Origin of the sequence: Undibacterium sp. 5I1 (assembly GCF_034314085.1) — a bacterium.
In the GTDB taxonomy this organism is placed as follows: Bacteria; Pseudomonadota; Gammaproteobacteria; order Burkholderiales; family Burkholderiaceae_D; genus Undibacterium.
In genome coordinates this window covers 2,068,839-2,090,966 of record NZ_JAVIWI010000001.1, presented here as the reverse complement: position 1 = coordinate 2,090,966, position 22,128 = coordinate 2,068,839, and the positions used below count along the sequence as shown (strand labels likewise).

Here is a 22,128-nt window from a genome sequence, read left to right as displayed (position 1 = left end):
TATGTGAGTGTAAAGTTTACGTAAAATCTGTCATTTATACGGGCTTATGATGTGTTAATCATGCACACCGCTATCTTGCTAATTTATGCTTATCATATATAGCGATTATTTAGATTTCCATATTGAATACACGACGTAAATCATACAGTTTGGTAGGGTCGAATAGCAAAGCCAGGCTGTTTGCCGATAAAGCAATAACGTCTTTCTATCAATACCGCGTTAGACAAAGGTGATGGAATTGATTTTTACTGCCGTGTAATAGACGTTATACTTTCACCTTACTTTCAATTCATTCATTACACGCATGCCATCTTTCAAACGACGCAAGCCCAAAGGTAGTTTTAAGCTTTTTCCTCGTGGTGCACGTAAAAATCAAGCGAACACATTCAGCGAGAATGTGCCGATGCTCCCTGCCAAACGTCGGCGTGGAATTTATTTGTTGCCGAATGCATTTACTACTGCAGCTTTGTTTTGCGGCTTCTATGCGATCGTGATGGCGATGAACCAACGCTTTGATCAATCGGCATTCGCTATTTTTGCAGCGATGGTGCTGGATAGTCTGGATGGTCGTGTGGCGCGGATGACAAATACGCAAAGTGAATTTGGTGCTCAATACGATAGTTTGTCTGACATGATCTCTTTCGGCGCGGCACCAGCTTTGGTCGCGTATGAATGGTCGCTTCGCGGGATGGATAAACTCGGCTGGTTAGCTGCCTTTATCTACTGTGCTGGAGCCGCATTGCGATTAGCACGTTTTAATACCAATATCGCTGTAGTTGATAAGCGTTATTTTCAAGGTTTGCCAAGTCCGGCCGCGGCGGCGTTGGTCGCAGGATTTGTGCTGCTTATGACCGATCTGAATTTTAAAGGTAGTGAACTTAGTTGGAGTACTTGGTGCATTACGTTATTTGCTGGATTGACGATGGTGACGAATGTTCCTTTTTACAGTTTTAAAGATGTAAATTTTCGTCGCTCGGTTCCGTTTGTTGCACCACTTTTGATCGTGCTTGGATACGTCGCTGTGGTTAAAGACCCACCTAAAGTATTGTTTGGATTATTTGTCTTGTATGGCTTGTCTGGTTACGTTGTTTTACTGTGGCGCTGGCGCAAAGGTCGCCCCATCAGTATTGTTCAAACAACGGTGGAGCCACACGAAGAAAAATAGCAATCTGTGTGATAATAAGGATATAGCCGCGTCGCAGAAATGTGACGCGGCTTTTTGTTTTTCGATAATCCAAAAACATAGAAAATTCTAGATTAATTCTGCTATAAATTCTTGCACTTAGAGATAATCACGCTTATAGTCGTTTTCAAGAATTTTATGCCTAAATTTTTAGCAATTTGCCAGTGAATTGTCTTATGAAAACCCATCAGGTTTTCTAGTGACTTTAGCGGCTCCTAAGATATCGACCAGATATCGCGCTATCAATTTACGTTAGCTATAACCGGCTACTTCTCTTTGTTATCTTCGACGAAGAGAATTAAAAGCACGCAATAGAGTACACAATTAAGCACACTTCAAAAGTATGTTGCTCATGCTGGTTACTTACACCGATTACCTACGCCAATATTTCAATTTTTATAAAATCAGGATTAGATTATGAGTGATAAATTAATCATATTTGATACCACCTTACGTGACGGCGAGCAGTCGCCCGGTGCGTCTATGACCAAGGATGAAAAAATCCGTATTGCACGTCAGTTAGAACGCTTAAAAGTGGACGTGATCGAAGCCGGTTTTGCTGCCGCATCGCAAGGAGATTTTGAGGCAATCCAGGCGATTGCCACATCAGTAAGAGAACCGATTATCTGCTCATTATCGCGCGCCAATGACCGGGATATTTCTCGTGCAGCTGAAGCACTAAAATCCGCCCAAAGAAAACGTATTCACACCTTCATTGCGACCTCACCATTGCATATGGAAAAGAAGCTGCGGATGACACCAGACCAAGTATTTGAGCAAGCGAAGCAAGCAGTGCGATTTGCGCGTCAGTTTACCGATGATGTTGAATTTAGTCCTGAAGATGGTAGTCGTTCAGATATGGACTTTTTATGCCGGGTGATCGAGGCCGTCATTGCTGAGGGCGCAACCACAATCAATTTTGCCGATACGGTAGGTTATGGCGTACCAGAGCTGTACGGCACGATGCTAAAAAATTTACGCGAGCGTATTCCTAACTCGGATAAAGCGATATGGTCAGTTCATTGCCACAACGATCTGGGTATGGCAGTGGCAAATTCGTTAGCTGGTGTGATGATCGGCGGGGCGCGGCAGGTGGAATGTACGATCAATGGTTTGGGTGAGCGTGCTGGTAATACTGCGCTAGAAGAAATCGTGATGGCAGTACGGACTCGCCGTGATCACTTCAATTTAGACTGCAATATTGATACGACTCAGATCGTTGCGACTTCAAAATTGGTCTCTCAAATTACTGGCTTTGCAGTGCAGCCAAACAAGGCAGTGGTTGGTGCGAATGCGTTTGCGCATGCCTCTGGGATTCATCAAGATGGTGTGTTGAAAGCGCGTGATACCTATGAAATTATGCGAGCTGAAGATGTCGGCTGGAGTGCAAATAAAATCGTTCTGGGTAAATTATCAGGTAGAAACGCATTCAAACAACGTCTTGAGGAGCTCGGCATCGCCTTGGAGTCAGAGGCGGATGTGAATGCGGCATTTACGCGATTTAAAGAGCTGGCAGATCGTAAATCAGAAATCTTTGACGAAGATATTATGTCCTTGGTCTCCGATGAAGAACATGCACACGGTAACGAATACTATCGGTTTGTTTCTTTGGCACAGCATTCCGAGACAGGTGAAAGGCCAGCAGCAAAAATTGTGTTTTCAATTGATACGAAAGAAGTTACTTGCAACGGCCACGGCAACGGTCCTGTCGATGCGATTGTGAATGCGATTGAATCGACGACGCAAAGTGGCGCTGAGTTATTACTATTTTCGGTGAACGCGATCACCACTGGTACGCAATCTCAGGGAGAAGTTACGATGCGTTTATCTAAAGCGGGTCGTATCGTAAATGGTGTCGGGGCTGATCCTGATATTGTGGTTGCCTCAGCTAAAGCGTATTTGTCGGCTTTGAATAAATTGCATTCAAAAGTAGAGAAGCTTAATCCTCAGCTGTGATCTAGCTTTAATACAGTCATTGCTTAGGTTCGGATGGCATAAACCTACTTTGATCGGGTAAAGAATTCATGCTATAGTCATGCGTCTTACCGTTTTGGTGAGATTATTGTTATCACGATGATAAGGGTTCATTCTCTTGCCATCGCATGTTAAGGAAAATCATGACTTTTGAAAAAAGTACTAAAGCCGCCATCGTTGCGGACAATGCCCGCGGTGTAAATGACACCGGCTCCCCAGAAGTGCAAGTTGCTTTATTGACTGCACGCATCAATGACTTAAACGGTCACTTCAAAGCACATGCTAAAGATCACCACTCACGTCGTGGTCTGATTATGATGGTTAACCGTCGTAAAAGTCTGCTGTCTTACCTCAAAGGTAAAGATTTGAACCGTTATCGTTCACTGATCGAAAAACTCGGCTTGCGTAAGTAATTCATTGCTATATATTTATTACATAGCAAAAATGTTGTAGCAGAAAGCCTGCCTCAGTTCGCTGTCGCAGGCTTTTTGCTGTTTATGGTTTGTAGTTGGTGGTTGGTAATTAGTATCTTGTAATTGAGTCTGTAATTGTTTAATGCAGGAAAGCGAATCCAAGATTCGCTCGCGGTGAGGTGGACGACAGCGCCTGAAAATCTGTCGGCAAAATAGAAAGGACACATTGTGTTTAATAAAGTTACGAAAACTTTCCAGTACGGTCAACATCAAGTGACGTTGGAAACAGGCGAGATCGCTCGTCAAGCCTCTGGCGCAGTCTTGGTATCAATTGAAGATACCGTTGTATTAGCAACCGTTGTTGCAAAAAAAGACGCTAAGCCAGGTCAAGATTTTTTCCCTCTGACGGTTGATTACCTTGAGAAAACTTATGCTGCTGGTCGTATTCCAGGCGGTTTTTTCAAGCGTGAAGGTCGTCCATCTGAAAAAGAAACACTGACATCCCGTCTGATCGATCGTCCAATTCGCCCTCTGTTCCCAGAAGGCTATTTGAATGAAGTGCAGGTGATCATTCATGTCTTATCCGTCAACCCTGAAATCGATCCCGATATCGCCGCGATGATCGGCGCTTCTGCCGCGATCTGCGTTTCTGGTATTCCATTCAGTGGCCCAGTCGGCGCCGCACGCGTGGGTTATATCGATGGTCAATATGTATTGAATCCAACCGCGACTCAGTTAAAAACATCCGCTATGGATCTGGTTGTTGCCGGTACTGAGCAAGCAGTTTTGATGGTTGAGTCTGAAGCGCAACAATTATCTGAAGAAGTTATGCTGGGTGCCGTAGTGTACGGTCACGAGCAAATGAAGGCAGTGATTGATGCAATTCATGATTTAGTTCGCGATGGCGGCAAGCCAGAAGTTGAATGGGCGCCAGCACCAAAGAATGAGCCGCTAATCGCGGCTGTTTCTGCAGTAGCAGAGCCTTTATTGCGCGCTGCTTATCAAACGCGTGAAAAGCAAGCTCGTACGCAATTGCTTAAAGATGCAAGTGCAAAAGTCAGTGCTGCATTGGCTGAGCAAGCCGCAGCGTCAGGCACATCGGTACCGGATTCTTCCGATGTAGGCAATATCATGTTTGATTTGGAATCGAAAATTGTTCGCTCCCAAATTCTGGATGGTGAGCCACGTATTGACGGTCGTGATACCCGCACAGTGCGCCCGATTACGATTCGTACTGGCGTGTTGCCACGTACGCATGGTACGGCTTTGTTTACTCGTGGTGAGACGCAGGCTTTGGTGATTGCGACTTTGGGTACAGCACGTGATGAGCAAAAAATTGATGCGTTGATGGGCGAATACACAGATCGTTTCATGCTGCATTACAACATGCCCCCGTTTGCTACTGGTGAAACTGGTCGCGTTGGTACGCCTAAGCGCCGCGAAATCGGTCACGGTCGTTTGGCTAAACGTGCTTTGTTAGCGGCGTTACCGTCGCCTGAAGATTTTAGCTACTCAGTACGTTTGGTTTCAGAAATTACTGAATCCAACGGATCTTCCTCAATGGCGTCGGTTTGCGGTGGCTGTTTAGCATTGCTGGATGCTGGTGTGCCGATGAAGGCTCACGTAGCCGGTATCGCCATGGGCTTGATTAAAGATGGTAACAAGTTTGCCGTTTTGACTGACATTTTGGGTGATGAAGATCATTTGGGCGATATGGACTTTAAGGTCGCCGGTACTGCTGAAGGTATTACTGCCTTGCAAATGGATATCAAAATCCAAGGCATTACAAAAGAAATCATGCAAGTCGCTTTGGCGCAAGCTAAGGAAGGTCGCGTACATATTCTCGCCAAAATGCAAGAGGCTGTACCGCATGGCAAGGCAGAATTATCCGACTTTGCACCACGTCTGATTACCGTCAAAATTAACCCAGAAAAAATCCGTGATGTCATCGGTAAGGGCGGCGCTGTGATCCGCGCTTTAACTGAAGAAACTGGTACCCAAATCGATATTAGCGATGAAGGCGTAGTGACAATTGCTTCAGTGGATGCAGCAGCCGGTCAAGAAGCCAAACGTCGTATTCAGGAGCTGACTGCAGAAGTTGAAGTCGGTAAAGTTTATGATGGCACAGTACTGAAGTTGTTGGACTTTGGTGCGATCGTCCAGATCATGCCAGGTAAGGATGGCTTGTTGCACATTAGTCAGATCGCTAATGAGCGCGTCAATGCAGTTGCCGATTACCTTAAAGAAGGCCAGCAAGTACGCGTCAAAGTATTAGAAACTGACGATCGTGGTCGCTTTAAATTGTCAATGAAGGCAGCAGCTCCAGAAGTTGAAGCTCAGCCTCAGTAATCTTGACTACCTAAATATTTGCTATGCATTGCTATAGCAATTAGCTTCTCTCAAAAACGCCTGTGCTTACGCGCAGGCGTTTTTTTATCGCCGTACAATAGTATTTTTTAAACAGGACAAAATCATGCGTGCAATTGAAATTACACAGTACGGTAAGCCAGAAGTTTTGCAATTGTGTGAGCGTCCAATTCCCGAGGCTAAAGCGGGCGAAGTATTGATTAAGGTGCATGCGGCAGGTATTAACCGTCCGGACGTTTTTCAGCGTCTTGGTCAGTATCCGGTTCCTCCAGGGGCGTCTGATTTGCCGGGCTTAGAAGTCGCAGGCGAGATTGTTGGCGGTGATTTGGGCGACTCTGGATTTAAAAAAGGTGATTTGGTCTGCGCCCTTGTGCAGGGTGGTGGCTATGCAGAATATTGTGTAGCTCCGGCGCCGCAATGCCTGCTTTTGCCGGAAGGACTCTCTTTAATGGAGGCGGCCTCGTTGCCGGAAACCTATTTTACGGTTTGGAGTAATGTTTTTGATCGTGCCAGATTAACTCAAGGAGAAACTTTTCTAGTGCAGGGCGGTACCTCGGGTATCGGCGTAACCGCCATCCAAATCGCTGCGGCTCTTGGACATCGTGTGTTTGCTACAGCTGGCTCGGATGATAAGTGTCGTGCGACCGAAAGCCTGGGGGCTGAGCGTGGTATCAATTATCGGAATGAGGATTTTGTAGAAATCGTCAAATCGCTTACCGATAATAAAGGGGTCAATGTGATTTTGGATATGGTTGCCGGAGACTATATCCCGCGTGAAATCAATTGCCTTGAGGATGATGGACGTCTTGCGATCATCGCTTTGCTGGGTGGTGCTCGTGCAGAGCTGGATCTGGGGCAGGTATTACGCAGAAGATTGACAATTACCGGTTCAACTTTGAGGCCGCGTTCAGTTGCGTTTAAAGGGGCGGTTGCGCAGCAACTGAAAGAGCATGTCTGGCCTTTGCTCGTATCTGGAAAAATAAAGCCCGTGATACATCAAATTTTTCCATTAGCACAGGCTGCTCAGGCACACAGTTTGATGGAGTCCAGCTTGCATGTGGGTAAGATTATGTTGCAGGTTAGTGAATAACAAAATTTGGGCTTACGCAAAACCGCCCCAACCATATTGTGGCTCCTAGCTGTACTTACAGTACTATCTGCGTCGCTATGCCTTGTTGGGATATTTTGCGTATGCCCTAAAAACGAATTAAGAATAGATCATAAATATACTCCCCTTATTTTTTGTGTAAATAGTCTTATTGCCCAGTAAATCATTGGACATCTTTAATATACTAACTGGGAGTATATTTATGTCTTTTGACTTCCAAAGCGATATCGCCGATGCTTTTGGTTAATTGATTGACGCAAATATTTATTTGAATTGCAGTGCATTCACTTTTTTTGGCATCGCGAATTTGACCCCTCTTGCTCAGGCGGCTACAATAGACGGTTAATTAAATTTTGGGCTGCTATGCGACGCAAACTGATAGCTGGTAACTGGAAAATGAACGGCAGTTTTGCTGCCAATAAAGCACTTTTATCAGAGTTGCGTGCGGGTTTAAACCCAAATGCGGCTTGTGATGTTCTGGTCTGTGCTCCCGCACCATATTTGGCGCAATGCGCGGATGATTTGACTGGTAGTGGTATTTTCTTGGGCGCTCAAGATGTTTCTGTGCACGGCTCGGGCGCTTATACGGGTGAAGTATCTGCTGGAATGCTGGTGGATTGCGGATGTTCTTATGTGATTGTTGGGCATTCTGAGCGTCGCGCCTATCATCATGAGTCTAATGATCTGGTAGCGCAAAAAGCTTTGCAGGCATTAAGCGCAGGTTTGCATCCAATTGTTTGTGTCGGTGAGACTTTGGAGCAGCGCGAGTCGGGACAAACTAATGCGGTTGTTTCAAGTCAATTGCAGGCGGTATTGGATTTGATTGGTGTTGATGCACTGGCAAATATTGTGATTGCTTATGAGCCAGTTTGGGCGATAGGGACGGGTAAAACTGCGACTCCGCAAATGGCGCAAGTTGTTCATGCAGTGCTTCGTCAGCAATTGATTGCTAAGGATGTTGACCTGGCTGCTGGCATGCAAATATTGTATGGCGGAAGTATGAAGCCCGATAACGCAAAAGAGCTATTGGCGATGGCTGATATCGATGGCGGTCTTATCGGTGGTGCTGCCTTGAAAGCGGCTGATTTTCTCGCAATTGTCGACGCCATCTAATTTTTTAGGGCGTTGAGAGATTGTTCTTTGTTTTACGATTAATTTAATTAGGTGTTTTGAATGCATACTTTGTTTACAGTGGTAGTGGTTGTCCAGGTTTTGTCTGCGCTGGCAATTATCGGTCTGGTTCTTTTGCAGCACGGCAAGGGCGCAGATATGGGCGCATCATTTGGCTCCGGCGCCTCTGGTAGCTTGTTTGGCGCCACTGGATCCTCTAATTTTTTATCTAAGTCCACAGGTCTTGCTGCCGCGATTTTCTTTGGCGCGACTTTGGCGTTAGCTTACATCGGCACTAATCGTTCAGTGTCAGGTGGCGTCATGGATAATTTGCCTGCATCCAAGTCTGCTCCGGCTTCTAGTGCTGCTGCCTCTGCTTCTGCTCCCGTCGTTGCTGCTCCTGCAAGTACTGCGGGTCAGGTAAATCAGATTCCTAAGTAAGCCAGTTTTTGTACCGTAAAAAGATTGAATAACTGCAATTGTGCGTTGAACAATTGCAGTTGGTATAGTAGAATGCTGGGCTTAAGCCGACGTGGTGAAATTGGTAGACACGCTATCTTGAGGGGGTAGTGGCGAAAGCTGTACGAGTTCGAGTCTCGTCGTCGGCACCAATAAAATACGGTCAGATCTACATGCTGACTTGGTCGAGGAAGTTAGTCATTTTTAGTTTGTTATGCTTTGGTATGATTTGCTTTAATGTGACGTTTAAATACAGGTAGCCTAACGTGAACCTCGAAAATTATTTCCCTGTTCTTCTCTTTATTCTGGTTGGTATTGCGGTTGGTATCGTTCCGCAAATTTTAGGGCGCATACTTGCCCCCTTCAAGCCAGATAGTCAAAAAACATCTCCCTATGAATGTGGCTTTGAGGCCTTCGAAGATGCGCGCATGAAGTTTGATGTGCGCTACTACCTCGTTGCTATTTTGTTTATTTTGTTTGATTTGGAAACTGCTTTTTTCTTCCCTTGGGCCGTAGCAATGCGCGATTTGGGTTGGTCGGGTTTTCTGATTATGCTTGGATTTATTTTGGAGTTTGCCGTGGGCTTTTGGTACATCTGGAAAAAGGGCGCCCTCGATTGGGAGTAATGGATTATGGCTATTGAAGGTGTATTAAGCGAAGGTTTCGTCACGACCACGGCGGATAAGCTCATCAATTGGACGCGCACAGGTTCAATGTGGCCGATGACATTTGGTTTGGCGTGTTGCGCGGTTGAGATGATGCATGCCGGTGCTTCGCGTTATGATCTTGACCGTTTTGGCGTCGTCTTCCGACCATCTCCACGTCAATCCGATGTCATGATTGTGGCAGGTACTTTGTGTAATAAAATGGCTCCCGCTTTGCGTAAGGTTTATGATCAGATGGCAGAGCCGCGCTGGGTTATCTCTATGGGTTCTTGTGCTAATGGCGGTGGTTATTATCATTATTCATACTCAGTAGTTCGCGGTTGTGACCGGATTGTTCCTGTGGATATTTACGTGCCCGGCTGCCCTCCGACCGCTGAAGCTCTTTTGTACGGCATTATTCAGTTGCAAAATAAGATTAAACGTACCAATACGATTGCGCGCTAATCCAGCCAATTCAAGTGAATCAAGCGATTTAGGGCGGCACTTACTATGACTACAAAATTAGAAATCCTCGATACTGCTGTAAAAGATGTGTTGGGCGACAGACTGTTGCGATCTACCCTTGCTTTGGGGGAGTTGACGATAGTCGTAGCGCCGACAGCGTATTTGCAGGTTATGAGAGATTTGCGCGATCACGCGTCTACTCAGTTCGAAGAGTTGATTGATTTGTGCGGTGTCGATTACTCTACATACGGCGATGGTGCTTGGGACGGTGCTCGTTTTGCGATTGTTTCGCACTTGCTGTCAGTTCATCATAACTGGCGTTTGCGAGTCAGAGTATTTGCTGCAGATGACGAGATGCCAGTCGTGCCTTCCCTGATAGATGTGTGGAATGCGGCTAATTGGTACGAGCGAGAAGCATTCGACTTTTTTGGTATTTTGTTTGATGGCCACAATGATTTGCGTCGGATTCTTACTGACTATGGTTTCATCGGTCATCCTTTCCGTAAAGATTTCCCAGTCTCGGGTTATGTGGAAATGCGCTATGACCCTGAGCAAAAGCGAGTTGTTTATCAGCCAGTAACGATAGATCCGCGTGAGAACATACCGCGCATTATTCGTGAAGAACACTATGGGATCAAATAATGGCTGAAATTAAAAATTACACATTAAATTTTGGTCCGCAACATCCTGCTGCGCATGGTGTGTTACGTCTTGTGCTTGAGTTGGATGGTGAGGTAATTCAGCGAGCTGACCCTCATATTGGATTGTTGCATCGCGGTACTGAGAAGTTGGCAGAGCAAAAAACCTATTTGCAATCTGTGCCATATATGGATCGACTCGATTATGTGTCGATGATGGCCAACGAGCATGCCTATGTGATGGCGATAGAAAAAATGCTTGGTTTGGAAGTGCCATTACGAGCCCAATATATTCGCGTAATGTTTGACGAAATTACTCGTCTTCTAAATCACTTATTGTGGATAGGTGCGCATGCGCTTGACGTTGGTGCGATGGCCGTATTTCTGTATGCTTTCCGTGAGCGCGAAGATTTGATGGACTGCTACGAGGCTGTCTCCGGCGCTCGTTTGCATGCTGCGTACTATCGTCCTGGTGGCGTGTATCGCGATTTACCTGAGCAGATGCCAAAGTTCACTACTTCACAGCTGAAGAATGATAAGGCGATGCGTGCGTTGAATGAAAATCGCCAAGGATCTTTGCTCGATTTTATTGAAGATTTTACTAATCGCTTCCCAACCTATGTTGATGAATACGAAACCTTGTTGACTGATAATCGAATTTGGAAGCAGCGGTTGGTAGGGATTGGAGTTGTCTCTCCTGAGCGTGCTAAGGCGATGGGTTTTACTGGCCCAATGTTGCGTGGCTCTGGTATTGAGTGGGATCTCCGTAAAAAACAGCCCTATGAAGTTTACGACTTGTTAGATTTTGATATTCCTGTCGGTGTTAACGGGGATAGTTATGATCGCTACCTCGTTCGCGTTGAGGAAATGCGCCAATCAAACCGCATTATCAAGCAATGCGTTGAATGGCTGCGTAATAATTCTGGCCCCGTGATTAGTGCAAATCATAAAGTTGCGCCTCCTTCACGTGTGAATATGAAGTCCAACATGGAAGAATTGATCCATCACTTCAAATTATTTACTGAAGGTTTTCATGTTCCTGCTGGTGAGGCTTATGCCGCAGTTGAGCATCCAAAGGGTGAGTTTGGTATTTATTTGATGTCTGATGGTGCGAATAAGCCTTATCGTCTAAAAATTCGAGCACCTGGATTTGCGCATTTGCAGGGTTTGGATGAGATGGCAAAAGGTCACATGATTGCTGATGCGGTGACGATTATCGGTACGCAAGATATTGTGTTTGGTGAGATTGACCGCTAGATTATTTAATCACGGCGTGTCAACAATAGAGGCAAAAGCTATGGTGTTATCAGAGCAGGCATTTAAAAAAATTGATCGTGAACTTGCAAAGTTCCCTGCCGATCAGCGTCAATCAGCTGTTATGGCTGCATTGGCTATTGCGCAGGACGAGACTGGCTGGGTTTCCCCTGCAGTGATGCAGACTTTAGCCGACTACATCGGTATGCCTGCTGTTGCTGTTCAGGAGGTTGCTACGTTTTATAACATGTACAACACGAAGCCAGTTGGTAAATTCAAGATTTCAGTTTGTACTAATTTGCCCTGCGCTCTGTCTGGTGGCGAACGAGCTGCGAATCATTTAAAAGCTAAGCTTGGATTGGGCTATAAAGAGTCTAGTGCAGATGGCTTATTTACTTTAGTTGAGGGTGAGTGCATGGGAGCTTGTGGTGATGCGCCAGTCATGCTGGTAAATAATAAACGCATGTGCAGCTTTATGACGAATGAAAAAATTGACTCGCTGGTTTCCGAACTCACAGAGACGGGTAAATAATGACGAGTCTGCATAATCGCCATATCAATCCTTTGATTCTTGCGGGTTTAGACGGCAAAAATTGGCATCTACAAGATTATGTGGCACGTGGTGGCTACCAATCTTTAAAGCGTATTCTTGATGAGAAAATCCCACCAGAGCAAGTAATTGCTGAGCTAAAAGCATCATCGTTGCGTGGTCGCGGCGGTGCGGGTTTCCCTACTGGCTTGAAGTGGAGCTTTATGCCACGTCAATATCCTGGGCAAAAGTATTTGGTTTGTAATACAGATGAGGGTGAGCCGGGTACATTTAAAGATCGGGACATAATTCGTTATAACCCGCACTCTTTAATTGAGGGTATGGCGATTGGTGCTTATGCTATGGGTATCACTGTCGGCTATAACTATATCCATGGGGAAATTTTTGCTGATTATGATCGCTTTGAAGAGGCTCTCGAAGAGGCTCGTGCGGCAGGAATGCTGGGCGATAAAATTCATGGATCTGAGTTCTCTTTCCAGTTACATGCTTTCCATGGTTATGGCGCATATATATGTGGTGAAGAAACGGCCTTGCTAGAGTCTTTGGAGGGCAAAAAGGGGCAACCACGCTTTAAGCCACCATTCCCCGCTAGCTTTGGTTTGTATGGCAAGCCAACTACGATTAACAACACGGAGACTTTTGCCGCGGTCCCGTTTGTTTTCGCAATGGGCGGTGAGAAATATGCAGCTTTAGGTAAGCCAAATAATGGTGGCACTAAGATTTTTTCAATTTCTGGCGACGTGGAAAGGCCCGGTAATTACGAAATTCCATTGGGTACGCCATTCGCTACCTTGTTAGAACTCGCTGGCGGTATGCGTGGGGGTAAGAAAATTAAGGCTGTGATCCCTGGCGGATCATCGGCTCCAGTAATTACAGGTGACGTAATGATGTCTACCGACTTGGATTATGATTCCATTGCTAAGGCGGGTTCAATGTTGGGTTCTGGTGCCGTGATCGTGATGGACGAAACCCGTTGCATGGTTAAATCTTTATTACGTTTGTCCTATTTCTATTTTGAAGAATCCTGTGGTCAATGTACTCCTTGTCGCGAGGGTACAGGCTGGATGTATCGTATGGTTCATCGTATCGAGAACGGGCAGGGCAGGCCAGATGATCTGGATATGCTGAACTCGATCGCTGACAACATTCAAGGCCGAACAATTTGCGCGTTGGGTGATGCTGCAGCGATGCCAGTCCGCGCATTCATTAAGAATTTCCGCGAAGAATTTGAATATCACATCGAGCATAAACATTGCTTGGTTCCTGCTTACATTTAAGCCAGCTCAGATAGAGTACTTCAGAGTAAACCATGGTTGAAATCGAAATAGACGGCAAAAAAGTCGAAGTGCAAGAAGGCAGCATGGTAATGGATGCTGCAAATAAACTTGGCACCTACATTCCTCACTTTTGCTATCACAAAAAATTGTCTATTGCGGCTAATTGCCGCATGTGTCTGGTTGAAGTAGAAAAAGCCCCTAAGCCTTTACCAGCTTGTGCTACGCCGGTGACCGCTGGCATGATTGTGCGTTCCAATAGCGATAAAGCGATTAAGGCACAAAAGGGAGTAATGGAATTTCTCCTGATTAACCATCCACTTGATTGTCCAATTTGTGACCAAGGCGGCGAGTGTCAACTTCAAGATTTAGCTGTAGGTTATGGCGCAGGTAGTTCACGCTACGACGAAGAAAAACGTGTGGTTTTTCATAAAAATGTCGGTCCGCTTATTTCTATGGAAGAAATGAGCCGCTGTATTCACTGTACCCGTTGTGTTCGTTTTGGCCAGGAAATCGCTGGCGTAATGGAACTAGGAATGCTTGGTCGTGGTGAGCATGCAGAGATTACTTCGTTTGTTGGTAAGACGGTGGACTCCGAATTGTCCGGAAACATGATTGATCTGTGCCCGGTAGGAGCGTTAACATCTAAACCGTTTCGCTTCTCTGCCCGAACTTGGGAGCTGTCTCGCCGTAAATCGATTAGCGCACATGATGGTTTAGGCTCCAACTTGATTATTCAGGTAAAGAATAACAAAGTGATGCGGGTTGTTCCGCTGGAAAATGAAGCAGTCAACGAATGCTGGATTTCTGATAAAGATCGCTTTGCCTATGAAGGTTTAAATAGCACGGAGCGCTTGACTAAACCTATGATTAAACAAGGTGGTCAGTGGCAAGAAACCGATTGGCAGACTGCGTTAGAGTATGTCGCACATGGATTACGGAATATCAAGCATGAGCATGGTGCTGTAGCGATTGCAGCAGCAGCTACTGCTAATTCAACTTTAGAAGAATTGACGTTGTTACAGCGTTTAGTTCGCGGCCTTGGTTCAGATAATGTCGACTTCCGCTTACGTCAGTCAGATTTTTCTATTGATGACAAGGTTAAACCATGGTTGGGTATGTCCATTGTTGACTTCTCTCAATTGAAAAATATTTTTGTAATCGGTTCTTTTCTGCGTAAGGATCATCCATTGTTAGCTGCACGTTTGCGCCAAGCGGTAAAAATGGGTGCAAAGTTAAATGTATTACATGCAACGGATGATGAGTTACTAATCAGTTTGGCAAATAATGCTGTTATTGCGCCATCAGCTTGGTTGAGTTTTTTAGCAGAAGTAGCGGTTGTAATTGCGACTAAAAAAGAGATTCCTAAACCTTCCGGTTTTGAGCATGTACAAGCATCTGCAGTAGCAGTAGCAATTGCAGAGAGTCTGTTGAAAAATAACTCTGGAGTGTTTTTGGGTAATGCGGCCGCCCAGCATCCTGAGGCTTGTCAATTACATGTTTTGGCACAATGGATAGCGCAAAATGTTAATGCTGGTTTTGGTTATTTAACGGAGGCAGCAAATACGGTTGGTGGATATTTGGCTGGAGCAATACCAAACATTGCTACCAACGCTCAATCTCTATTTGCGCAACCTAAAAAAGCTTATATTTTATTACATGCTGAGCCTGAGCTTGATTGCGCTAATCCTCAACAGGCAAAGTTCGCTCTAGATCAAGCAGAAATGGTTGTTTCTTTATCGGCTTATAAGCATGGACTTGATTATGCTGACGTCTTATTACCTGTTTCCCCATTTACAGAAACCGCTGGTACATTCGTTAATTGTGAGGGACGTCCTCAAAGTTTTCATGGCGTTGTCAAGCCGCTAAGTGATACCCGTCCAGCTTGGAAAGTCTTGCGCGTGTTAGGTAATTTATTAGACTTGCCAAATTTCGAATTTGAAACTTCAGAATCTGTTCGTGATTCTGTGTTGGGTGAAAATTTAACTGCATTATCTACGCTGTTGAACAACATCAGTGCGCAAGTTCCGGTATTTTCGTCATCAGTATCCGCAGGTTTGGAGCGAGTCTCGGATGTGGCAATTTATAGTACTGATGCGATAGTAAGAAGATCAGAATCTTTGCAAAAAACTGTGGATGCAAAAGCACCAGAAGTATTTTTGAGTTCAGTACAATTTGCTCAGTTAAGTTTAAAAGAAGGCGATTACGTCAAAGTGTCACAAGGCCAAGGTTCGGCTACCTTGCCAGCTATGTTGGGTAAAAATTTGCCTGATAACGTCGTGCGAATTGCTGCCGGTCATATAGCTACTAAGTCTTTAGGGCCGATGTTTGGTGCTATTACAGTGGAGCGTGCGTAATGAGTTTGCTGCTCACCATAGAAGCCTATGGCCAACAATATTTAGGTGCTCTTTGGCCACTGGTTTGGACCTTAGTTAAAATTGTGTGCATTACTTTGCCAGTAATGGGGTGCGTTGCTTACTTGACCCTATGGGAACGTAAGATGATCGGCTGGATGCACATTCGCCTTGGCCCTAACCGAGTTGGCCCCGCTGGTTTATTACAGCCAATTGCAGATGCCCTCAAATTGCTTTTAAAAGAAATTATTGTTCCCGCTAAAGCGAATAAAGTACTGTTCATTTTGGCGCCAATTATGACAATTATGCCGGCACTCGCTGCATGGTCTGTCATTCCATTCGGACCAGAAACTGTGTTGGCGAATGTAAACGCCGGTTTGCTTTTGGTTATGGCGATTACATCAATGGAAGTTTACGGAATTATCATTGCAGGCTGGGCATCTAATTCCAAATATGCTTTCTTGGGCGCTATGCGTGCCTCTGCGCAGATGGTTTCTTATGAAATTGCAATGGGTTTTGTGTTAGTTATCGTACTGATGGTATCTGGCAGTCTGAATTTAACCGACATTGTAAATAGTCAAACACATGGTTTTGCTGCAAGTTACGGATTGAATATCTTTTCATGGAATTGGTTACCTTTGTTGCCAGTATTCGTCGTGTATGTCATCTCGGGTATTGCAGAAACTAATCGACATCCTTTCGACGTGGTTGAAGGGGAGTCTGAAATCGTTGCTGGTCACATGGTTGAATATTCAGGTATGTCTTTTGCGATGTTCTTCTTGGCAGAATACGCCAATATGATTTTAATTTCTGCAATGGCATCCCTTATGTTTCTGGGGGGATGGTCTTCCCCAGTTGAAATCGCACCTTTAACCTGGTTACCAGGCTGGATATGGCTAGGTTTGAAAACGTTTGTTGTTGTATCGATGTTTATATGGGCGCGCGCTTCTTTCCCACGCTACCGCTATGATCAAATCATGCGTTTAGGTTGGAAAGTGTTTATTCCATTGACTTTAGTCTACCTAGTTATCGTGGCTGCATGGATGCAAACATCCTGGAATATTTGGAAGTAAGAGGCTCAAAAAAATGGAAGCAATTAAAGACTTTTTCGGCAGCTTGATGTTGCGTGAATTGATTAAGGGTTTAGCTCTCACGGGACGCTATATGTTTGCCCGCAAGATTACCGTACAGTTTCCTGAAGAAAAAACACCTCAGTCTCCACGCTTTCGCGGTTTACATGCATTGCGTCGGTATCCAAATGGTGAGGAACGTTGTATTGCTTGTAAATTATGTGAGGCGGTTTGTCCTGCAATGGCAATTACGATTGAGTCAGATTTACGTGAAGATGGTACGCGTAGGACAACTCGTTACGATATTGATCTGACTAAATGTATCTTTTGTGGTTTTTGTGAAGAGTCTTGTCCAGTTGATTCGATTGTTGAAACGCATGTACTTGAATATCACGGCGAAAAACGCGGTGATCTGTACTTCACTAAAGAAATGCTATTGGCCGTAGGTGATCGCTACGAAACTGAAATTGCAGCAGCACGTAGTGTTGATGCAGCTTATCGTTAATCAGGGATAACCAGGATTTAGCTCAATATGGAATTTACAACCATTTTATTTTATGTATTTGCGGCGATATTGGTTTTTGCCGCAGTTCAAGTGATTACCGCACGTAGTCCTGTGCATGCAGCATTGTTTTTAGTACTTGCCTTTTTTACTGCTGCTGGTATTTGGTTACTTCTGAAAGCAGAGTTTTTAGCTATTGTTTTAGTATTGGTTTATGTTGGTGCTGTCATGGTACTGTTTTTATTCGTTGTCATGATGCTTGACATTAATATGGATAAGCTGCGCCAGGGATTTTGGAGTCATTTTCCTTTAGCCGCTAGTGTTGGTGTATTGATTGTATTAGAAATGTCAGCGGTGTTATGGCGTGGATTTTTGCGTCCGGATAATCGCATTCCAGCATCTGCTGAGAATATAGGAAATACCAAAGCGCTAGGCATAGCGATCTTTACAGAGTACGCTTTTGCTTTTGAAGTAGCAGCGGCAATATTATTAGTAGCCATTGTCGCAGCCGTAGCATTAACTTTGCGTCGTCGTAAAGACAGTAAATATTTTGATCCATCCAAAGCCGTCAAGGTTAAAAGTAAAGACCGAATCCGTATCGTCAATATGGTTGCTGATTCTGAGCGTGCGAGGAATAGAGCAGGTAATGGTTTTAATGCCGCCATTGCTACAGAGAAAACGGAGGCGAAATGACTTTGACATTGACGCACTACCTGATATTGGGAGCAATTCTGTTTGCAATATCTATTGTAGGTATTTTTCTTAATCGCAAAAATATTATAGTTTTGCTGATGGCAATTGAGCTAATGCTCTTAGCTGTGAACATGAATTTCATCGCTTTCTCACATTATTTGGGTGATGCGGCTGGACAGATTTTTGTATTCTTTATCTTGACTGTGGCTGCGGCTGAATCTGCAATTGGCCTGGCGATTCTGGTAGTAATGTTCCGTAATTTGGATACTATCAACGTAGAAGATTTAGATGCACTTAAGGGGTAAGTAAATTCTATTAATTTGTATGTTCTAAGATAAGTGCAAATTATGAAATTCACTGGCAGTTTAAAAAAGCAATAAGCTCACAAAGGGTCATTATGGCGGGGCAACTTAACCCACATTTACTACTAGCAGTACCTCTAGCGCCTTTGGCGGGTTCTGCTATTGCAGGTTTGTTAGGCACTAAATTTTTTGGTAACTTAGTTGGTCGTAAGGTTTCTCACACGGTTACTATTTTAGGAGTATTGATAGCTTTCATTATCTCTTGTATGACGCTGTCATCGGTGATTGATGGCGCTTCTTACAATGGAACTCTCTATCAATGGATGCAAGTAGCAGGACTTAAACTCGAAGTCGGTTTTCTAGTGGATAGTCTGACCGCTATGATGATGTGTGTTGTGACTTTTGTGTCGTTGATGGTGCACATTTATACCATTGGATATATGAAGGACGATGAAGGTTATAACCGATTCTTTTCCTACATATCATTATTCACGTTTTCGATGTTAATGCTCGTAATGAGTAATAACTTCCTACAACTCTTTTTCGGTTGGGAAGCAGTAGGCTTGGTATCTTATCTTTTGATTGGCTTTTGGTATACAAAACCAACTGCTATCTACGCAAATATGAAAGCTTTCTTAGTCAATCGTGTAGGTGACTTTGGCTTCATTTTAGGCATTGGTTTGCTGCTGGCTTACGCTGGTTCTATGAACTACGCAGAAGTTTTCGCTAAAAAAGAAGAGTTGGCTAGATTCTTATTACCGGGCACTAACTGGATGTTGATAACGGTTGCTTGTATTTGTTTGTTCATTGGTGCAATGGGCAAGTCGGCACAATTTCCTTTACATGTATGGCTGCCGGATTCAATGGAAGGCCCGACACCGATTTCTGCGTTGATTCATGCGGCGACGATGGTTACTGCAGGTATCTTCATGGTAGCGCGCATGTCGCCTCTGTTTGAACTGTCAGACACTGCATTGTCTTTCATTCTGGTGATAGGTTCCATTACTGCCCTGTTCATGGGATTCTTAGGCATCATACAAAATGATATTAAACGTGTAGTTGCTTACTCAACCTTGTCGCAATTAGGTTATATGACCGTGGCCTTGGGTGCGTCTGCGTATTCGGTTGCTGTATTCCATTTAATGACACATGCGTTCTTTAAAGCCTTATTATTCCTTGCTGCTGGTTCCGTGATTATCGGTATGCATCATGACCAAGATATTCGGAACATGGGCGGTTTGCGTAAATACATGCCGATTACATGGATTACATCTTTGTTAGGTTCTTTAGCTTTAATTGGTACTCCATTATTTTCAGGTTTTTATTCAAAAGATAGCATTATCGAAGCGGTGCAAGCGAGTCATATCGTTGGTTCTGGTTTCGCACAATTTGCTGTTCTGGCTGGCGTATTTGTTACTGCATTTTATTCCTTCCGTATGTACTTCTTGGTATTCCACGGTAAAGAGAATTTTGGACATGCGCATGGTCATCAGGATGCGCACGATGACCATCATGCCGACGCACACGATGATCACGACGAACATCATCATGGCTTGGCTCCCGGGCAAAAGCCACACGAATCGCCGATGGTAGTTTGGCTGCCACTAGTCTTGCTCGCAATTCCTTCGGTAGTGATAGGTTTCTTTGCGATAGAGCCAATGTTGTTCGGTAATTTTTTCAAGGGCGTTATTTTCGTAGATGAAGCTCACCTTGCAATGGAAGAGCTTACCCAGGAATTTCATGGTCCTCTAGCAATGGCTATTCATGCTCTCACATCATTGCCATTTTGGTTGGCCTTAGCAGGTGTTGTTACGTCCTATGTTTTTTATATGCTTAAGCCTGAAATTCCAACGGCGATCAAGAAACATGCGCACGCTATCTATAACTTGCTCGACAATAAATACTATATGGACAGATTCAACGAAATCGTTTTTGCTGGCGGCGCACGTATGCTTGGAAACGGCCTGTGGAACGTTGGTGATAAAGGCCTGATTGATGGTCTGATCGTAAACGGTAGCGCCAAAGTTGTTGGCTGGTTGTCTAGAGGCGTACGCTTGTTCCAAACTGGCTATTTGTACCACTATGCGTTTGTAATGATACTTGGGGTGTTAGGTTTCTTGACCTACTTCATGTTTCCATTTATGTTTCCTCTCGCTAAATAAGCAATTCATATAAAAAGAACTCATGATGCAGTCAACTTCTTACTTATTAAGCCTGGCAATCTGGTGTCCAATCGCTTTTGGATTCTTTGTCCTAGCATTTGGTCGGGATACAAATCCTGGTTTGACCCGTAGTATCTCGCTGGTAGGTTCAGTTGCCAGTTTGTTGGTGACACTTCCTTTGATCCAGCACTTTGATAATACTGCGCATGGAATGCAATTTATTGAAAAAAGCGCTTGGATAGAGCGGTTTAACGTATTTTATGCCCTGGGTATCGACGGTATTTCACTCTGGTTAGTACCCTTAACAGCGTTTGTTACGGTGATTGTTGTGATAGCCGCGTGGGAAGTAGTAGAAAAGCAAGTTGCCCAATATATGGGGGCATTTTTGATTCTCTCAGGCTTGATGATAGGTGTGTTCTGCGCTATTGATGGTTTGTTGTTCTATGTGTTTTTTGAAGCGACTTTGATACCAATGTTTATTATTGTTGGTGTTTGGGGTGGGCCGAATCGTGTATATGCAGCCTTCAAATTTTTTCTGTACACCTTGATGGGTTCTTTGCTAACCCTTGTTGCGATTATCTATCTGTACTTCAAAGCAGGTAATACATTCGATATCATGGCTTGGCATCAATTGCCTTTGCCATTGTCAACTCAAATCATGATTTTTCTGGCTTTCTTGATGGCATTTGCGGTCAAAGTGCCAATGTGGCCGGTACACACCTGGTTGCCAGATGCTCACGTAGAAGCACCCACTGGTGGTTCTGTTGTGTTGGCTGCGATTATGTTGAAGCTTGGCGCTTATGGATTCTTGCGTTTTTCCTTACCTATCGCGCCAGATGCTAGTCATTACTTGTCTGGCTTTATGATTACCTTGTCTCTGATTGCTGTGATCTACATTGGTCTGGTGGCATTAGTGCAAGCAGACATGAAAAAATTGGTAGCTTATTCATCGATCGCTCACATGGGTTTCGTCACTCTTGGTTTCTTCATGTTTAATAACATGTCAGTACAAGGTGGCATTGTTCAAATGATCTCTCACGGATTTATTTCTGCTGCGATGTTCTTGTGTATCGGTGTCTTGTATGACCGAGTGCATTCACGTCAAATTGTTGATTACGGCGGTGTAGTTAATACTATGCCAAAGTTTGCTGCACTATTCGTTTTGTTTTCGATGGCGAACTGCGGCTTGCCAGCAACCTCAGGTTTTGTTGGCGAATTTATGGTGATTTTGGGAGCTGTTCAATTTAATTTCTGGATTGGAATGTTAGCAGCGACAGCATTGATTTTTGGCGCAGCCTATTCGCTTTGGATGGTGAAACGAGTTGTATTTGGAGCGATAGTTCACGAGCACGTTGCCAAATTAGCTGACATCAATAAACGTGAATTTTTTATGCTCGGTATTTTAGCGATTGCTGTGATCTGGATGGGTTTGTATCCAGCACCTTTTACAGATGCAATGCAGGTTTCTGTGGCTGATTTATTGAAGCATGTCGCAACATCAAAAATAGCGCCTTGATTGAGCATTCAATATAAATTAAAAGACTGAAAGCAGGCTGACGTTTTTGCAGCCTGCTTAGATCCAGATCAATGCTAGTACCTAGTACAA

Annotated in this window: 20 protein-coding genes and 1 tRNA gene; all 21 read left to right on the top strand. The window is 44.4% G+C overall.

Features of this window, described 5'->3' with window-relative positions; translation table 11 throughout:
- Positions 1-304 precede the first annotated feature (304 nt).
- The 21 genes from pssA to RGU72_RS09175 all read left to right on the top strand — a co-directional run bounded on the left by pssA (position 305) and on the right by RGU72_RS09175 (position 22,038).
- Positions 305-1,165: a CDP-diacylglycerol--serine O-phosphatidyltransferase gene (gene pssA / locus RGU72_RS09275; RefSeq protein WP_322119454.1), complete on the top strand. Its 861-nt coding sequence runs from the start codon at positions 305-307 to the stop codon at positions 1,163-1,165.
- A gap of 435 nt (positions 1,166-1,600) precedes the next feature.
- Positions 1,601-3,139: a 2-isopropylmalate synthase gene (locus RGU72_RS09270; protein ID WP_322119453.1), complete on the top strand. Its 1,539-nt coding sequence runs from the start codon at positions 1,601-1,603 to the stop codon at positions 3,137-3,139.
- 161 nt (positions 3,140-3,300) lie between these two features.
- Positions 3,301-3,570 (top strand): 30S ribosomal protein S15, encoded by a 270-nt coding sequence (gene rpsO, locus RGU72_RS09265; RefSeq protein WP_322119452.1) that lies wholly within the window; start codon positions 3,301-3,303, stop codon positions 3,568-3,570.
- A 228-nt stretch (positions 3,571-3,798) separates the two neighbouring features.
- A complete protein-coding gene (gene pnp, locus RGU72_RS09260; RefSeq protein ID WP_322119451.1) occupies positions 3,799-5,919 on the top strand; it encodes a polyribonucleotide nucleotidyltransferase in 2,121 nt (706 codons plus the stop codon).
- 124 nt (positions 5,920-6,043) lie between these two features.
- Positions 6,044-7,027 carry an NAD(P)H-quinone oxidoreductase gene (locus tag RGU72_RS09255; protein ID WP_322119450.1) on the top strand — a complete coding sequence of 328 codons (984 nt, stop codon included), beginning with the start codon at positions 6,044-6,046 and terminating at the stop codon, positions 7,025-7,027.
- Between the two features lie 381 nt (positions 7,028-7,408).
- Positions 7,409-8,158, top strand: a complete 750-nt coding sequence (gene tpiA, locus RGU72_RS09250; protein WP_322119449.1) for a triose-phosphate isomerase — start codon at positions 7,409-7,411, stop codon at positions 8,156-8,158.
- Between the two features lie 60 nt (positions 8,159-8,218).
- A complete protein-coding gene (gene secG / locus RGU72_RS09245) occupies positions 8,219-8,596 on the top strand; it encodes a preprotein translocase subunit SecG (RefSeq protein WP_322119448.1) in 378 nt (125 codons plus the stop codon).
- Between the two features lie 85 nt (positions 8,597-8,681).
- A tRNA-Leu gene (locus RGU72_RS09240) sits at positions 8,682-8,766 on the top strand.
- A 114-nt stretch (positions 8,767-8,880) separates the two neighbouring features.
- Positions 8,881-9,240 (top strand): NADH-quinone oxidoreductase subunit A, encoded by a 360-nt coding sequence (locus tag RGU72_RS09235; protein ID WP_322119447.1) that lies wholly within the window; start codon positions 8,881-8,883, stop codon positions 9,238-9,240.
- A gap of 6 nt (positions 9,241-9,246) precedes the next feature.
- On the top strand, positions 9,247-9,723 hold the full coding sequence (locus RGU72_RS09230; RefSeq protein ID WP_262835880.1) for a NuoB/complex I 20 kDa subunit family protein: 477 nt from the start codon (positions 9,247-9,249) through the stop codon (positions 9,721-9,723).
- Between the two features lie 45 nt (positions 9,724-9,768).
- Positions 9,769-10,365: an NADH-quinone oxidoreductase subunit C gene (locus RGU72_RS09225; RefSeq protein ID WP_322119446.1), complete on the top strand. Its 597-nt coding sequence runs from the start codon at positions 9,769-9,771 to the stop codon at positions 10,363-10,365.
- The gene (locus RGU72_RS09220) at positions 10,365-11,618 is read left to right on the top strand and encodes an NADH-quinone oxidoreductase subunit D (RefSeq protein ID WP_322119445.1); all 1,254 of its coding nucleotides are present in this window, start codon (positions 10,365-10,367) and stop codon (positions 11,616-11,618) included. Before RGU72_RS09225 ends, RGU72_RS09220 begins: the two co-directional genes overlap by 1 nt.
- 40 nt (positions 11,619-11,658) lie before the next feature.
- Positions 11,659-12,147, top strand: coding sequence for an NADH-quinone oxidoreductase subunit NuoE (gene nuoE / locus RGU72_RS09215; RefSeq protein WP_322121601.1), 489 nt, complete (start codon positions 11,659-11,661; stop codon positions 12,145-12,147).
- Positions 12,147-13,442 carry an NADH-quinone oxidoreductase subunit NuoF gene (nuoF, locus tag RGU72_RS09210; RefSeq protein WP_322119444.1) on the top strand — a complete coding sequence of 432 codons (1,296 nt, stop codon included), beginning with the start codon at positions 12,147-12,149 and terminating at the stop codon, positions 13,440-13,442. Before nuoE ends, nuoF begins: the two co-directional genes overlap by 1 nt.
- Before the next feature lie 32 nt (positions 13,443-13,474).
- Positions 13,475-15,796: an NADH-quinone oxidoreductase subunit NuoG gene (gene nuoG / locus RGU72_RS09205; protein WP_322119443.1), complete on the top strand. Its 2,322-nt coding sequence runs from the start codon at positions 13,475-13,477 to the stop codon at positions 15,794-15,796.
- Positions 15,796-16,866: an NADH-quinone oxidoreductase subunit NuoH gene (gene nuoH, locus RGU72_RS09200; RefSeq protein ID WP_322119442.1), complete on the top strand. Its 1,071-nt coding sequence runs from the start codon at positions 15,796-15,798 to the stop codon at positions 16,864-16,866. The genes nuoG and nuoH overlap by 1 nt, the downstream gene beginning before the upstream one ends.
- A 13-nt stretch (positions 16,867-16,879) precedes the next feature.
- Entirely contained in the window at positions 16,880-17,368 is a 489-nt protein-coding gene (gene nuoI, locus RGU72_RS09195; RefSeq protein ID WP_322119441.1) for an NADH-quinone oxidoreductase subunit NuoI, read from the top strand.
- Positions 17,369-17,395: 27 nt separating this feature from the next.
- Complete coding sequence (locus RGU72_RS09190; RefSeq protein ID WP_322119440.1) at positions 17,396-18,058, top strand: NADH-quinone oxidoreductase subunit J; 663 nt, start codon at positions 17,396-17,398, stop codon at positions 18,056-18,058.
- Positions 18,055-18,363: an NADH-quinone oxidoreductase subunit NuoK gene (gene nuoK, locus RGU72_RS09185; protein ID WP_322119439.1), complete on the top strand. Its 309-nt coding sequence runs from the start codon at positions 18,055-18,057 to the stop codon at positions 18,361-18,363. Before RGU72_RS09190 ends, nuoK begins: the two co-directional genes overlap by 4 nt.
- Before the next feature lie 92 nt (positions 18,364-18,455).
- Positions 18,456-20,522, top strand: a complete 2,067-nt coding sequence (gene nuoL / locus RGU72_RS09180) for an NADH-quinone oxidoreductase subunit L (RefSeq protein WP_322119438.1) — start codon at positions 18,456-18,458, stop codon at positions 20,520-20,522.
- Positions 20,523-20,544: 22 nt separating this feature from the next.
- The gene (locus RGU72_RS09175) at positions 20,545-22,038 is read left to right on the top strand and encodes an NADH-quinone oxidoreductase subunit M (RefSeq protein ID WP_322119437.1); all 1,494 of its coding nucleotides are present in this window, start codon (positions 20,545-20,547) and stop codon (positions 22,036-22,038) included.
- Positions 22,039-22,128: the final 90 nt, after the last annotated feature.

What these genes read in the sequence shown, in the direction of transcription:
- pssA (WP_322119454.1), top strand. Translation starts at nt 305, where the DNA reads ATGCCATCTTTCAAACGACGCAAGCCCAAAGGTAGTTTTAAGCTTTTT.
- RGU72_RS09270 (WP_322119453.1), top strand. Translation starts at nt 1,601, where the DNA reads ATGAGTGATAAATTAATCATATTTGATACCACCTTACGTGACGGCGAG.
- rpsO (WP_322119452.1), top strand. Translation starts at nt 3,301, where the DNA reads ATGACTTTTGAAAAAAGTACTAAAGCCGCCATCGTTGCGGACAATGCC.
- RGU72_RS09255 (WP_322119450.1), top strand. Translation starts at nt 6,044, where the DNA reads ATGCGTGCAATTGAAATTACACAGTACGGTAAGCCAGAAGTTTTGCAA.
- tpiA (WP_322119449.1), top strand. Translation starts at nt 7,409, where the DNA reads ATGCGACGCAAACTGATAGCTGGTAACTGGAAAATGAACGGCAGTTTT.
- secG (WP_322119448.1), top strand. Translation starts at nt 8,219, where the DNA reads ATGCATACTTTGTTTACAGTGGTAGTGGTTGTCCAGGTTTTGTCTGCG.
- RGU72_RS09230 (WP_262835880.1), top strand. Translation starts at nt 9,247, where the DNA reads ATGGCTATTGAAGGTGTATTAAGCGAAGGTTTCGTCACGACCACGGCG.
- RGU72_RS09225 (WP_322119446.1), top strand. Translation starts at nt 9,769, where the DNA reads ATGACTACAAAATTAGAAATCCTCGATACTGCTGTAAAAGATGTGTTG.
- RGU72_RS09220 (WP_322119445.1), top strand. Translation starts at nt 10,365, where the DNA reads ATGGCTGAAATTAAAAATTACACATTAAATTTTGGTCCGCAACATCCT.
- nuoE (WP_322121601.1), top strand. Translation starts at nt 11,659, where the DNA reads ATGGTGTTATCAGAGCAGGCATTTAAAAAAATTGATCGTGAACTTGCA.
- nuoF (WP_322119444.1), top strand. Translation starts at nt 12,147, where the DNA reads ATGACGAGTCTGCATAATCGCCATATCAATCCTTTGATTCTTGCGGGT.
- nuoG (WP_322119443.1), top strand. Translation starts at nt 13,475, where the DNA reads ATGGTTGAAATCGAAATAGACGGCAAAAAAGTCGAAGTGCAAGAAGGC.
- nuoH (WP_322119442.1), top strand. Translation starts at nt 15,796, where the DNA reads ATGAGTTTGCTGCTCACCATAGAAGCCTATGGCCAACAATATTTAGGT.
- nuoI (WP_322119441.1), top strand. Translation starts at nt 16,880, where the DNA reads ATGGAAGCAATTAAAGACTTTTTCGGCAGCTTGATGTTGCGTGAATTG.
- RGU72_RS09190 (WP_322119440.1), top strand. Translation starts at nt 17,396, where the DNA reads ATGGAATTTACAACCATTTTATTTTATGTATTTGCGGCGATATTGGTT.
- nuoK (WP_322119439.1), top strand. Translation starts at nt 18,055, where the DNA reads ATGACTTTGACATTGACGCACTACCTGATATTGGGAGCAATTCTGTTT.
- nuoL (WP_322119438.1), top strand. Translation starts at nt 18,456, where the DNA reads ATGGCGGGGCAACTTAACCCACATTTACTACTAGCAGTACCTCTAGCG.
- RGU72_RS09175 (WP_322119437.1), top strand. Translation starts at nt 20,545, where the DNA reads ATGATGCAGTCAACTTCTTACTTATTAAGCCTGGCAATCTGGTGTCCA.